Raw genomic sequence first — 13,643 nt, 5'->3', positions numbered from 1 at the left:
GCATGCCGCCGCTTGACGGCAATCCCGAACAACATGATTACATCGTGATTGGTGCGGGTATTGTCGGCCTTTCCACCGCTTGGCAGCTGCAACAGCGCGAACCACAAGCCAGCATCTTGCTGCTGGAAAAGGAGCGCGAGATTGGCCAGCACCAAAGCGGCCACAATAGCGGCGTCATTCATTCTGGCATCTACTATGAACCCGGCAGTCTTAAGGCCGACTTGTGCCGCCGTGGGCTCGACGCTACCGTGGAATTTTGCAGGTCAGAGAACATTCCGTTTGAACAGTGCGGAAAGTTACTGGTGGCGACCAATCTGACCGAATTGGAGCGCTTGCGGGCGCTGTTCCAGCGTGCCAAGGACAATCAACTCAATGTTGAATGGTTAGAGCAGCAACAGTTGCAGCAGCTGGAGCCAACGCTCTCCGGGCTAAGCGCACTGCGCATTGCAGCGACGGGGATTGTTGACTATCGCCAGATCTGTGCCGCTATGGCGCGCCGCTTCGAACGCTATAGCGGCAGCCTACAACTGAGTTCAGAAGTCACTGCCATTGAGGAATCCAAGGATCACGTAATGCTAAAACTAGGGAACGGCCGCGTACTGCAAACCCGTTTTCTGATCTCCTGCGGCGGTCTAATGGCAGACCGACTGTGCGAATTAATGGGTCTGACGCCCAAGTTCAGCATCATACCGTTCCGCGGTGAATACTATCGACTACCACCGCACCGGCAAGGTCTTGTGAAGCACTTGATATATCCGGTACCAGATCCGCAGCTACCGTTTCTGGGTATTCATTTGACCCGCATGATAGACGGTAGTATCACCGTGGGCCCCAATGCGGCGCTAGGCTGGAAGCGTGAAGGTTACGGAAAATTCAATCTCAATCTCAAGGATAGCGCTGCTATGCTAGCGTTTCCTGGCTTCTGGAAGTTGCTGGCGGGACATATAGGGCCAGGGATTGCAGAACTGCGCAACGCCTGGTTCAAACGCAGTTACTTACAGCAAGTGAGAAAGTATTGCCCGCAGCTCACGCTGGCGGACCTACAACCTTATCCGGCAGGAGTAAGGGCGCAGGCGGTGCTGCGCGACGGCAGCCTGGTGCACGACTTCCTGTTTGAGCGCACGCCGCGCAGCCTGCATGTTTGCAATGCGCCCTCCCCGGCTGCAACTTCCGCGATTCCCATCGGTGCGTATATTTGTGAACAGATAGTTACGCCGACCCCGATTTAGCGCAAAAAAAAGGGCCGGCAAAGCCGACCCCCTGATAACGCGTGCTTTGCAGCGCGCGTCTTAGCCATCACGGAACGTCGCGTTTACCGCGTTCTGCTCACCGTAGCGCTTGAGCTCATGCCGTCCAACGACCATACGATGCACGGCATCGGGACCGTCAGCAAGTCGCAAGGTGCGCTGCGCCATATACATACCCGCCAGTGGTGTATCCTGCGACACACCAAGAGCACCAAACATCTGAATGGCTTCGTCGACGATTCGAATAGAGATATTAGGCACAGCGGTCTTGATCATAGAGATCCAGATACGTGCTTCCTTGGCATCGACGTTGTCCATCATCCAGGCTGTTTTCAAGGTCAATAGACGCGCTTGCTCTATGTCCATACGGGCATCAGCGATAATGTCGATATTACCGCCCAGACGCGCCAAAGGCTTACCGAAAGCCGTACGGCTCAGTGAACGCTTGCACAGTAATTCCAGCGCTTTCTCAGCAGCGCCAATAGCACGCATACAGTGGTGAATGCGACCTGGTCCAAGCCGACCCTGAGAAATTTCAAAACCACGACCAGCGCCGAGGATAATATTGTCTTTGGGCACACGCACATCGGTAAATTTCAAATGCATGTGACCGTGGGGTGCGTCATCCATTGAGAATACGTTCATCGGCCGCAAGACTTCAAGGCCCGGCGTACCCATGGGTACCAAAATTTGCGATTGCTGGACGTGCTTTGCAGCATCCGGGTCAGTCTTGACCATCACAATCAAAATTTTGCAGCGTGGGTCTCCCGCACCAGAAGCATAATGCTTCTCACCGTTGATAACCCACTCATCGCCATCTAATACAGCACTTGAGCTAACATTGGTCGCATCAGAACAGGCGATATCAGGCTCAGTCATCGCGAAGCAAGAACGAATGCGCCCGTCTAACAACGGCACCAACCACTGCTCTTTTTGTGCCTCACTACCGTACTTCTCCAACACTTCCATATTGCCTGTGTCTGGCGCCGCACAGTTAAAGACTTCAGCAGCCAGATACGACTTGCCCATCTCTTCTGCCAGATAAGCGTACTCAACTGTATTCAGACCAAACCCGCGCGCCCCTTCAGTGAGAAAAAAGTTCCACAGACCGGCATCCTTGGCTTTGTCTTTCAGGGTCTCAAGTATCTCAGTCTGACGATCAGTGAACTGCCAGCGATCACCGGTGCCTATCTCATCGTGATACTCCTGTTCCAGCGGAATAATTTCCTTGTCGATAAATTCACCCACCTGCGCCAATATGGGTTTAACCCGTTCACTTACTCCCAGATCCATACTCTCTCTCCTGTTATTGCTGCAGCTGTGCAGTGTAGTCTGCCTTGAGCTGACGCTTAAAAATCTTGCCTGAGGCGATGCGCGGTAATTTTTCACGCAACACCCAAATATTTTGTGGAATCTTGAAACCCGCCAAATGCCCGGCCAGGTATTCGCGCAGCTCCATATCTGTCAGCTGCATGCCTTCATGCACTACTACTGCAGCGCCAACCACTTCACCCAGTCGCTCGTCGGGCAATCCAAATACAGCTACTTCGTCTACTGCATCGTGCAGATGTATAGCGGCCTCAACTTCAATACAGCTGATATTCTCGCCGCCACGGATAATTATTTCCTTGATCCGATCGACTATATAGAGAAATCCATCCTCATCCATATAGCCTACATCACCGCTATGGAACCACTCTCCCTTGAAGGCGCGTGCTGTGGCCTCAGGCTTATTCCAATAACCGCGAACATTGGCCGTGCTTTTAATGCAGACCTCTCCACGCTCTCCGATTGGCAGCGGCCGGTCATTGTCATCAACAATCTGAAAGTCTGTCACTGCTGGTACGGTGCGCCCGGTGCTGCGCGGGTTAGCCGCGTAGAAGGCTCCCGAGTTAACCGCTCCAAGCGCATTGGTTTCGGTTAGCCCGTAGCCGCTGCCAGGACTAGAGCGTTTAAAGGTGTCGGTAATTTTCTTGACCTGATCGGGCGGTCGCGCCGCACCGCCTGAATATATCTCTTTCAGACTGGAAAGGTCATAAGGTGAATGTTGAGCTGCGGTTTGCAGCTCGGCCGACATCGTCGGCACACCATTAAAGTTGGTTACACGTTCCGCCTCAATCAGCCGCATAGCTTCCTGCACATTCCACTTGTGCATCATCACAATCTTACGACCAATAATGACCGACAGCATGAACAGACTGTGGCTGCCGGTTGCGTGGAACAGCGGCACTGTCATAAGTGCACAGGGGCGAAATTTGGTATCTGTCTTATCTTCTGGCGAAGCTTCCGAAGAAGGTTCCGCGACTATGTTGCCGGCATTGCCCAGCAGCAGCCAACTGTACATGGCGGCAATAATGCTGCGATGAGTGGCCACTGCCCCTTTGGGGTGCCCGGTCGAGCCGGACGTGTACATAATGGTCGCATCAGCGTCGGGGGCAATCTCTACCTGGGGCATAGTCGCATCAATGTGCCGCTGCGAAGCCGCGGCAAAGTCTTCCACCGCCAGCGACAATCCACTGAAGTCGCCCACACCTACCAACTGTAGTTTGAGGCGATCGACAAAGGTTTCCATGCGGCCAGCGCGCTCCGGATCGACCAGCACCACATGGGCACCGCAATCCTCCAAGCCGTATTCAAGCTCTTCACCCGTCCACCAGGCATTCATGGGTACGACAATCGCGCCGATGCTGGCTGCAGCCACAAACGCAAACATCCACTGGGGATTATTGCGCATGGCAATCGCAACCCTGTCCCCCGGCTTGACGCCATAGTCTTGCAGCAACACATGAGCAAACTGCGAAGCCTGCTGATAAGCCTCACCATAGGTATAGCGCTCATCCTGGCAGACCACAAATTCCTTGTTGTCGTGCCTGGCCATCACAGCGAAATACTGGGCCAAACTGTCAGGCTGCTTTTTGTAGTGCCTATAATGCACGCCACGCACTTCAACATCTTCTAGCTCGAACGGCTGACCCGATGAAGTCAGTTCCGCGACCACGGCTTCCAATTTATGCAGCGCCTCGATGCCCATCAATCAAAAAGCGCTGAGAGTCGCGTAACGATCAAGGTGATAACTATGATCACCAAAGGTCTGCTGAGCTACCCGCGCTCGCTTGATAAAAAAGCCTATATCAAACTCATCGGTCATTCCAATACCACCGTGCATTTGAATAGCCTCATTGGAAACTCGCGCGGCGACCTGACTAACCTTTGCTTTACAGGCCGAGGCCAGCAACGATAGATTGTCGTCTCCCGCATCGATAGCCTGCAGCGACCGAATAACCACAGATTTGGCTAATTCCAGGTCAGCGTACATCTCGGCTGCCCGGTGCTGTAGCCCCTGAAACGTACCGATAGCCGCACCGAACTGCTTGCGATCCTTGAGATACTCCATAGTGCGTTCGAATGATTCAAGGCACAGCCCTAGCAGCTCTGCCGACAGCCCTATATTGGCTATGTCCAGAACCTGCTGCAGCAATGCGGAGCCGGTATCCAGTGAACCCAACACCTGATCAGCGCTAACCTGCACCGAGTCCAGCGTCACTGTTCCACTGTTACGGCTATCGACCATAATCACCCGTTCGGTACTTACCCCTGTAGCCTCTCGATCAACCAGAAACAGGCCCAGGCCTTCAGCATCGCCAGGCTCGCCCGCGGTGCGTGCAACTACAATCAGTTTGTCTGCCACGTGGGCGTCGGCAACCATGACTTTACGGCCGCTGATCACATAACCGTCGCCGTCGGCGATTGCCGTGGCAGCGGTTTTATGGGGTGCATGATGCGGGCCTTCCTGCAGCGCCAGAGTCACAATAGTCTCGCCACTGGCAATCGCCGGCAGTAAGGCTTGCTTCTGCGCTTCAGAACCGCCCAGGGCAATGGCCGTAGCAGCTACCAGAACCGAAGACTGCAACGGCGAGACGCTGAGGTTACGTCCCATCTGTTCCAACACAATACCCAAGCCGATGTAGCCGTAATCAAGGCCACCGTAAGCCTCAGGAATGGCGATGCCGGCCCAGCCCATATCAGCCATTTCCTGCCACAACTCTTTGCTATAGCCGGCTTCATCACGGCTATCACGCAACGCCCGCAGTGCGGCTACCGAGGCCTTCTCCTGCAAAAAACCCGCCGCGGCGTCCTTGAGCATTAACTGCTCTTCATTTAATACCAGTGCCATATTCTCGTTTCCTTAACTGGGCAGGCCCAGAACCCGCTTTGCTATAATATTGAGCTGAATTTCAGAGGTGCCACCCTCAATCGAATTGGCTTTAGTGCGCAACCACGCCCGCGGCAGTTTGCCGTTGTCGTAGGCGTCACCTTCCCACGCCAAACCCTGCTCGCCATAAACTGACAACATCAATTCAAAGCGGCGCTTGTTCAGCTCGGTGCCGTAGTATTTGAAAATCGACGCTGCTTCACCGAGGCCCTGCCCCGCTTTGGCCTCATCCGTCACCCTCGACATCGTGTGGCCAAACACCATGGCGTCCAGCTCCAGCTGTGCCAGATTCTGACGCAACACAGGGTCGTCCAACTTACCCCCAGCATCCATACCGATCAGCTCTACCGCATTCTGGCTCAATGTTTTCTTGCCCGAAGAGTGGCCAAAGCCCGAGATCATAGCCCGCTCGTGCGTGAGCAGATACTTGGCGATGGTCCAGCCTTTACCTTCTTCACCCATGAGGTTCGCCTTGGGCACTTTGACATCGTCAAAGAAGGTTTCACAGAACGGGGAATAGCCGCTGATCAACAGAATGGGCTTGGTGGTAACCCCTTCAGAGGCCATATCAAACAATAGAAATGATATGCCTTCGTGCTTGGTCCCTGTGTTATCGGTACGGGTCAAACAGAATATCCAGTCCGCTTTGTCGGCGTAGGAAGTCCAGACTTTAGAGCCGTTGACCAGATAGTGATCGCCCTGATCTTCAGCACGGGTCTGCAGGCTGGCCAGATCAGAACCAGCACCGGGTTCTGAATAACCCTGACACCAGCGGATTTCACCGCGCACAATTTTAGGAATGTGCTCCTGCTTCTGCGCCTCAGTGCCGTAGAGAAGCAACGCCGGCCCTAGCATCGAAATACCAAAACTGTGCAGTGGCGTGCGCGCACCGATACGCGACATTTCCTGCCGCAGCACCTTGACTTCGTCTTTATCAAGCCCGCCGCCGCCATATTCAGCGGGCCACTCTGGCGTGGTCCAGCCTTTTTCTCCCATGCGGTCGGACCAGACCTTTTGGTCCGGGTGACTCATTTCGGGGTTTCTACCGCCCCAGTACTGATCGTCATCGCCTGCCTCGGGGACGCGCATAGCTGCAGGGCAATTGGCTTCAAGCCATTCACGGGTTTCCAGTCGAAACTGTTCCAGTTCACTCACACTCAGGTTCCTCTCCAGTTGTGAATTGGGGCGGGAGCGCGATAGCTTCCCTGCCCCAAAAAGGCTTTTGAACATACAGTATGTTTTGCTAACCTTCAAGTATTAGGGGGCCAATATTACCCAAACGACAGGCGTAAAAAAGCCGGCCCAATGGGCCGGCAAGAAGTAGGTATAGAGACCTGGATGGTCAGTGATGGCGGTTGGGTTTTGCTGTCCCGGGGCCTTCGCTGCTCAACCATTAATACTTTGAGCCACTGTTCTGGAGTTAGTTCCCTAAATCAGCTGCAGGAGCACGAAAATTATTGAGTACGCGCCTGAAAGGTATAAATTCTGTTTGATATTCAACATGTTACGACCCTCCAACTGAGTCACTCACTCATTTTCATAATAAGTTACGCGAGCACTTTGGATTCGGACCAGCCCCGGGGTAAATAAACCAGGATTTTTATATCAATAGCGCGGAGGCTAGCGTCCGCGCGGTTTAACGAGGAGTTGGCTAAGACTTAGCGCTGCATCTGGAACTTTTCACTCCAATCTGCCAACAGCTTGTCGTAACTACCGTCACTGCGGGCAGCTGCCAGGGCGCGATTGAAGGCATCTATGATTTCCTGGCTTTGAGGTCCGCTGCGGCTGGCAGCCACGTACAAGGGGCGCGCGGGCAACTCCAGAGGCACTTCCACTAACAAACCTTTTTGTCCGCTGAGAAATTCGTCGAGCTGCATTACCAGCGCACGCCGGTCACCAATGACGAAGTCTACCTTACGATTGATGAGGTTGAGCAGCGATTGAATATCATGGTTTTCCGGGACCAGTGTGAGGCCGGGGATGGCCGCAAAATCGATGCCGTATTCATATTCAGATAGCAGCCCCAGGCGTCTGCCTGACAGATGTGACAACTCCAGATAGTCTCCCGGAAAGGCCCGTAGCTTCAACATCATCAGATCATTTTGCAGGTAGGGTTCGCTGAATATAAAGTCCTGTTCGCGTGACTCGGTGTACCAGGTTGCACCCAGCGCATCGTAAAGCCCTACCCGGACGCCCTCCATGGCGCGTCGCCAGGCTTCAACCTTAATCTCGGTCCGATAGCCGGCACGATCAAATAGTACCGTCACCAGCTCCATCGCTACGCCTTGGCCCGGCAGTTCCTTGTCAACATAGGGAGACCAGGTATTGACCATCAGAGAAACGGTTTTCTCCTCTGCCAGCGCCGGCAATGACCAACTGGAAACCACTAACACCGCGGCCAGTAACAAACGATTCAACATTGGATAATCTCCTGAATAATAGCGCGGCACTATACCACAGCCTACCTCCAGAACAGCCTCAGCCCGCCGCCCGCTGAGACAGTTTTTCCTGCAGTGCCAGCTTAACCTCTGGCCAATCGTCGCGCGTAATACTGAAATACACCGAGTCACGTACAAATCCATCCTGCACAATCATGTGCGCACGCAAAGTACCTTCATGCACTGCGCCTATTCCCGCCAGTGCTCGCTGCGACCGCTGGTTGCGCGCATCGGTTTTGAATTCCACTCGCACACTGTCTAAATCTTCCATCGCATATTGCAGAAGCAGCAGCTTCGCCTCAATGTTAACTGCTGTGCCTTGCCAATCACGGCCCAGCCAGCTGTAGCCTATCTCCAGACCACGATGTGGCGCGCGAATATTCAAGTAGCGGGAGCTACCCACGGCGCGACCCTGGGATTTTTCGACAACGGCAAAGGGGACATGACCGGGCGTACGGTTGGCCTCATCAATCCACTGGCGACAATCCGCAAGGTCAACAAAACAAGGGCGCGGTAAATACACCCAATCTTCTGCACTGATCCCGCGGTTAAACAAGCCATTAGCATGCTGCTGCGCCAAAGGCTCGAGTCGCACATGCTGCCCCTCAAGGTTTGTTGGTATGACTTGGTAACTCACGTAGTTTGCTCCATTTCGGCCAGTGCCCGACGATAATGCGGTAACGCGCCAGCGATCAGTAACGCCGCCAGTGGACAGACAATAAGCGGCAACGCCGTTAAGGAATAACGCAGGGCCTGGTCGTCTCCAAACACAAAGTCGGTCAGCGCAGCCACTATCGAGGGACCCAAAGCGAGACCCAGTAAGTTGGTCATAAACAGCAACAGCGCCGCCACTTGAGCGCGCATTCGATTGGGCGTCATTAATTGCAGCGCCGCTACACAGACAGCCAGGTAACTATTCAGGAAGAACACGATCGGAATCGCCATCAAGATTGCCAGGGATGCGGTGGGCATCATTGGCCCTGCAGCGGCAGGCACCATCCACAGCAGAGCGACCCACAAAATAATGCGTAGATTGGCATCCGCATAACCGCGCTGAGCCAGGGGTTTCACGCTCCAACCACCGCACAAGGCGCCCAGACTGCCGGCCACAATAAATACAAGGCCAAACTGGGAACCGGCGTCGGCGCGCTCAAGACCGAAGCTACGCACCAGAAACTCAACATACCAGGCCATGGTCCCGTAGCCCAACACCGACAAAAACGAAACGCCAAGTATGATACCTCCGTAGGCTTGCCAGCGAGCACGCAGATAAGACAGGCATTCGGCAAAATCTGGCACTACCTCTGTCTCTATCGAAGACACGCCGGCGCGCTTGGGCTCCCGTACCAGTGTCAGCAGCGCCACTACGATAAGACCGGGCAGCCCGACCGCAATAAAGGTCATCTGCCAGGCTTGCAACTCACCGATCCAGAGCAGCTCCACGCCCTGCAAGGTGGCAAAATAGTCATAGGCGACGCCACCAATCATATACGCCAATCCACCGCCAACGGTGATACCCAGTGTGTAGACCGCCAACGCCCGCGGTAAATTCTCAGCACTGAAATAATCCGCCAGTAATGAGTATGCGGGCGGAGACAGCGCTGCCTCACCCACACCAACACCGGCGCGCATGATAAACAGCGTGGTAAAGCTCTTGGCTAACCCGCACAGACAGGTCATAACGCTCCAGAAAAAAACGCCTAGCGTGATAATAAAGGTTCGATTGTGGGTATCAGCCAACCGCGCTATCGGCAGGCCAAGTACGATATAGAACATCGAAAAAGCAAACCCATGCAGCAGGCTGTATTGAAAATCACTAATCGCAAAATTTTCGCGGATAGGGCCAATCAGCACCGCCATAACGTTGCGATCGATAAACGAGAGTATGTAAGCCAGCAGCAATATGCCCAGAGCGTAATAGGCCGAACCGGGGTTAGCAGAGCTGTCGGAGCTGACTTGCTGTGATTGACTCAAGAATACCTCCTTCGATTTTCTTGCGCACTATCGGGTGTACGAGCACGCAACGCCGACTTGTAAATGATGATACTTGCGGTTCAATTGATAATCAAAGATAATAGTATGCTTTAAATACTATATACCTTACATATCACTTAATGCCTTCACGTCTCGAACAACATCCAGGCCTGCTGCTGCACGATATCACGCGGCTGTTTCGCCATTCCTTCGGCACCCAATTGCGTGATCTGGGTTTGTCGGAACCCCAGTGGCGTGTGTTGGGCACCGTCAACCGATTATCTGGTATGGACCAGACCCAACTCGCCGCACTACTGGGTATCGGCAAAGCACCACTGGGCAAGCTGGTCGATCGTCTGGAAAGCGAGGGCCTGCTGCAACGCTACCCCGACCCCGATGATAGACGCACCAATCGGCTCCGACTCACGCCCAGAGCGCAACCGATTACTGACACTATGCGTCGGCGCCATCTGCAGTTTCAGGAATATTATCTGGCAGAGCTTGATCTACCCACACGACAAGTGCTGGAGGAGACTCTACTCACTGTTTACACCAATCTTGCCGGCGACAATCAGGATCGACAAATTCTCCCCAGCACCGAATCTCTCTCAATCATTCAGCTAATCAGCGCCGTCACCCGCCTAAACAGCCGGCACTTCGATATAAAATTGAAGGCGATGGGATTTACCCGCTCACAATGGCTAGTGTTGTCTGCGCTGGACGCAGACGAAGGACTGAGTCAAAGCTCTCTAGCCGCCAAGCTCAATATGGGTAAAGCCCCACTGGGCGTATTGATTGACGAATTAGAAGCTGGAGACTGGCTACTGCGCCAGATTGACCCCCAGGATCGTCGCGCGCGACGTTTATTCCTGACGCCTGCATGTCGCGCCGACCTGCAGAGCATGGCGCAGGAATTCGAAACGCTGCACCAATATTCGCTAAGCCATATTGGCAACACCAAACAGCGCCTTTTCACTCGCGCACTCCAAAATATCCGCGCTCGGCTGAACGCCTATGCCGAAGATCCAGAGCAACTGTTCCCGGAGATCAAGACATGAACCAGATAGCTGAAGACACAGCCACCAGTGACACACTTCCTGAATCACGCAGGCGCCGCCAACTGCTGCTACCCTTGCTGGTGCTAGCCCTCGCGGCTATTGGTTATTGGTTGTGGGAACGAAGCACCCATGTTTATACCGACGACGCGCGCATCTCTACCGACCTTGTGGTGATCAGTAGCAAAGTTTCCGGGCGCGTTGAAGCATTGGTCGTCAAAGAGGGAAGTTCACTTCAAAAAGGCGATTTAGTAGCCCAGCTTGACGCGCGGGAGACCGCCCTGAAAGTTGAGGAGCTCAAGGCACAGCTGCAGGCAACCGAGGCCAGCATTGCCCAGGGCAACGCCGAGATCGCAATGGTCGGGCGCCAAACTGGTGGCGCCCTGCAGGCTGCCGAATCGCGGCTAACTGCGGCTCGGGCCAACCTTGCCTCCAACGCATCTGACCTGGAACTTCAAACGGCTGAGTGGGAACGCGCTCAGTCACTGCGCGAACGCGGCATCCTGTCACAACAGGGTTGGGAGCAGGCTCGCAGCGCATTCCAGGTAGCACAACAGGGACAAAACAGTGCCGGCGCTCAAGTCGCTTCGGCAGAGGCAGGCCTGGTTGAGGCCAGGGCGGCCAGAGAGCGCCTGGCCGTGCTAGAGCAAAACCAATTGCGCCTGCGCTTTGACCGCGACCGCACCCAACATCAACTCAGTGGTCAAATGGTCGCCGTCGACGAACGCCGTATCACCTCCCCTATCGAGGGCATTGTCGACAAAACTTTCGTCAATGCCGGAGAGTATGTAATGCCGGGGCAACGACTGGCGCTGGTCCACAACCCGGAGCAGGTATGGGTCAAAGCTAACGTCAAGGAAACTCAGGTTCGGCATTTGCAGCTGGGACAGCGTGTGAAAATTTCGGTGGACGCCTGGCCGGACGAATCCTTTGAGGGTGAACTGGTGCGCATTGGTAACGCCGCTACCAGCCAATTCTCACTCTTACCAAGCACCAATCCCAGCGGCAATTTCACCAAGGTTACCCAGCGTCTGCCGATCAAGGTGGCGGTGCAGCAGCGCGAGCGCATGCTCAAGCCCGGCATGATGGTGGAGATCGCGATTGACATCCGCTGAAGCTAAGCTCGAAACCTTCCTGGAAGAGCTTAAAACCACCGCCAACATTCAGACCCTGTACCGCCGCTGGGGCATAAACTACGGCTGGATGGCTATGTTTACCATCGTATTGGCTAACGTGGCTGCATTAATGACCGGCACCATCATCAATGTGGCGATTCCCGATATCATGGGCGCGTTTGGCATCGGTCAGGTCAAAGCCCAGTGGTTGGCAACATCATTCCTGGCCGCCTCCACCGTCACCATGCTGATGAATTCGTGGATGATCCAGGCCATCGGTGTACGCATGACGGTTATCGCGGCCATGAGCGCGTTCATGGCCGGCTCTGTTCTAGGCGGCATCAGCCCCTCGGTAGACATGCTTATCGCCGCACGTATCCTCCAGGGAGCCGCCACCGGTATTATCACACCTATGTCCATGTCCATGGTGTTCGCTCTGTTCCCACCAGGGCGCCAGGGCACAGTGATGGGCGTCACCTCCATCGGCGTGGTACTGGCCCCCGCCTTCGGACCGGTGCTGGGCGGTTACCTGATTGACACTTTGAACTGGCGTTATATTTACCTGCTCGGCATTCCCGTATCAATGATCGTAGTCCCTTGCGCCTCGATTTTCTTGCCCGCCCGAGAGCCCGATACGGTTACCCCTCCCTTTGACTGGCCCGGATTGATTCTGGTTTCCGTTGCTATAAGTTCGCTACTGATAGCCCTGAGTAACGGTCAGCGTGAGGGCTGGGATTCCAATACGATTCTAAGCTGGTTTGCCAGCGCAGGAATCGCTAGCGTCGGCTTTATCTGGCGCGAAGCACACACACCACACCCGCTACTTGAGCTGAAAGTGTTCACCTATTACCGCTTCGCCATGGTCACCCTGCTAGCCTTTATTTTTGGCGCCGGACTTTACGCCACCACTTATCTGGTGCCACTGTTTTTGCAGATTGTGCAAGGCATGAGTGCCACCGACAGCGGCCTGATGATGCTGCCAGCGGCATTTGTTATGGGCGCCTGTTTTCCGATTTCAGGACGACTAGCCGATCGCATCGACCAGCGCCTGCTAATTTCAGCAGGCTTTATGGTCGTCGCCTACAGTTGTCTGCTGATGGCACGCGCCGACCCCAACACGGGTTGGTGGACATTTGCTGGCTGGGTAGTTATCAGTCGTATTGGCATTGGCTTGATGGCTCCGGTAATTAACCTCGCAGCGATCCAGGGCCTACCCATGCAGTATTTGCAGCAAGGCGCTGGCGCGGCCAATTTTATCCGCCAGATGGGCGGTGCGTTTGGTGTCAACCTGGTAGCGGTGGCGCTGGATTACCGCACTAGTTTTCATCGCGATGTCATGTTCAACACACAGAGCTACGATCACAGCGACACTTTTGCGATGATCGCAGAGTTACAGAGATCTTTGAACGGTGCTGGCCTCAGCTTCTGGGAGCAACAACATGTCAGCTATAGCATGCTGGGTGAAATGATTGCGCGACAAGCCTACGTGCTTGGTTTCCAGGACTGTTTTCTGATTCTAACGGTGGTATTTCTGGCCACGCTGATACCCATAGGCCTGTTGCGCAGCAAACATATGCGCACCTCATACACATAATGTTTTA

General features: G+C 54.5%; 11 protein-coding genes. 4 read left to right on the top strand and 7 right to left on the bottom strand.

The genetic code is table 11. The annotated features are described in order from the left end of the window. Positions 1-2 precede the first annotated feature (2 nt). The gene (lhgO, locus tag EYC98_RS19355) at positions 3-1,229 is read left to right on the top strand and encodes an L-2-hydroxyglutarate oxidase (RefSeq protein WP_279247048.1); all 1,227 of its coding nucleotides are present in this window, start codon (positions 3-5) and stop codon (positions 1,227-1,229) included. A gap of 60 nt (positions 1,230-1,289) precedes the next feature. On the opposite strand, the gene EYC98_RS19350 is transcribed toward lhgO, so the two are convergent. The 7 genes from EYC98_RS19350 to EYC98_RS19320 form a co-directional block, all read right to left on the bottom strand. Beyond that, complete coding sequence (locus EYC98_RS19350) at positions 1,290-2,540, bottom strand: acyl-CoA dehydrogenase family protein (protein WP_279247047.1); 1,251 nt, start codon at positions 2,538-2,540, stop codon at positions 1,290-1,292. Positions 2,541-2,553: 13 nt separating this feature from the next. Continuing rightward, positions 2,554-4,278: a class I adenylate-forming enzyme family protein gene (locus tag EYC98_RS19345; RefSeq protein ID WP_279247221.1), complete on the bottom strand. Its 1,725-nt coding sequence runs from the start codon at positions 4,276-4,278 to the stop codon at positions 2,554-2,556. 3 nt (positions 4,279-4,281) lie between these two features. After that, complete coding sequence (locus tag EYC98_RS19340; protein WP_279247046.1) at positions 4,282-5,421, bottom strand: acyl-CoA dehydrogenase family protein; 1,140 nt, start codon at positions 5,419-5,421, stop codon at positions 4,282-4,284. 12 nt (positions 5,422-5,433) lie between these two features. After that, on the bottom strand, positions 5,434-6,615 hold the full coding sequence (locus EYC98_RS19335) for an acyl-CoA dehydrogenase family protein (protein ID WP_279247045.1): 1,182 nt from the start codon (positions 6,613-6,615) through the stop codon (positions 5,434-5,436). Between the two features lie 503 nt (positions 6,616-7,118). After that, positions 7,119-7,880 (bottom strand): substrate-binding periplasmic protein, encoded by a 762-nt coding sequence (locus EYC98_RS19330; RefSeq protein WP_279247044.1) that lies wholly within the window; start codon positions 7,878-7,880, stop codon positions 7,119-7,121. A gap of 58 nt (positions 7,881-7,938) precedes the next feature. Further along, entirely contained in the window at positions 7,939-8,535 is a 597-nt protein-coding gene (locus EYC98_RS19325) for a GNAT family N-acetyltransferase (RefSeq protein ID WP_279247043.1), read from the bottom strand. Next, on the bottom strand, positions 8,532-9,872 hold the full coding sequence (locus EYC98_RS19320) for a spinster family MFS transporter (protein ID WP_279247042.1): 1,341 nt from the start codon (positions 9,870-9,872) through the stop codon (positions 8,532-8,534). The genes EYC98_RS19325 and EYC98_RS19320 overlap by 4 nt, the downstream gene beginning before the upstream one ends. A gap of 140 nt (positions 9,873-10,012) precedes the next feature. Here EYC98_RS19320 and EYC98_RS19315 point away from each other — a divergent pair, with 140 nt between their 5' ends. The 3 genes from EYC98_RS19315 to EYC98_RS19305 are packed head-to-tail and all read left to right on the top strand — an operon-like array spanning position 10,013 to position 13,636. Then, positions 10,013-10,930, top strand: a complete 918-nt coding sequence (locus EYC98_RS19315; protein ID WP_279247041.1) for a MarR family winged helix-turn-helix transcriptional regulator — start codon at positions 10,013-10,015, stop codon at positions 10,928-10,930. After that, positions 10,927-12,042, top strand: a complete 1,116-nt coding sequence (locus tag EYC98_RS19310) for an HlyD family secretion protein (RefSeq protein WP_279247040.1) — start codon at positions 10,927-10,929, stop codon at positions 12,040-12,042. Before EYC98_RS19315 ends, EYC98_RS19310 begins: the two co-directional genes overlap by 4 nt. Then, positions 12,029-13,636, top strand: coding sequence for a DHA2 family efflux MFS transporter permease subunit (locus tag EYC98_RS19305; RefSeq protein WP_279247039.1), 1,608 nt, complete (start codon positions 12,029-12,031; stop codon positions 13,634-13,636). Before EYC98_RS19310 ends, EYC98_RS19305 begins: the two co-directional genes overlap by 14 nt. Positions 13,637-13,643: the final 7 nt, after the last annotated feature.

The organism is Candidatus Litorirhabdus singularis (assembly GCF_026262625.1).
In the GTDB taxonomy this organism is placed as follows: Bacteria; Pseudomonadota; Gammaproteobacteria; order Pseudomonadales; family Halieaceae; genus Litorirhabdus; species Litorirhabdus singularis.
The sequence above is the reverse complement of the archived record's forward strand: the minus strand, read 5'-3'. Positions and strand labels throughout refer to the sequence as shown.

Bases quoted from the DNA above. Each gene is read 5' to 3' on its own strand.
- lhgO (WP_279247048.1), top strand. From the start codon at position 3: ATGCCGCCGCTTGACGGCAATCCCGAACAACATGATTACATCGTGATT.
- EYC98_RS19345 (WP_279247221.1), bottom strand. From the start codon at position 4,278: ATGGGCATCGAGGCGCTGCATAAATTGGAAGCCGTGGTCGCGGAACTG.
- EYC98_RS19315 (WP_279247041.1), top strand. From the start codon at position 10,013: ATGCCTTCACGTCTCGAACAACATCCAGGCCTGCTGCTGCACGATATC.
- EYC98_RS19310 (WP_279247040.1), top strand. From the start codon at position 10,927: ATGAACCAGATAGCTGAAGACACAGCCACCAGTGACACACTTCCTGAA.
- EYC98_RS19340 (WP_279247046.1), bottom strand. From the start codon at position 5,421: ATGGCACTGGTATTAAATGAAGAGCAGTTAATGCTCAAGGACGCCGCG.
- EYC98_RS19330 (WP_279247044.1), bottom strand. From the start codon at position 7,880: ATGTTGAATCGTTTGTTACTGGCCGCGGTGTTAGTGGTTTCCAGTTGG.
- EYC98_RS19350 (WP_279247047.1), bottom strand. From the start codon at position 2,540: ATGGATCTGGGAGTAAGTGAACGGGTTAAACCCATATTGGCGCAGGTG.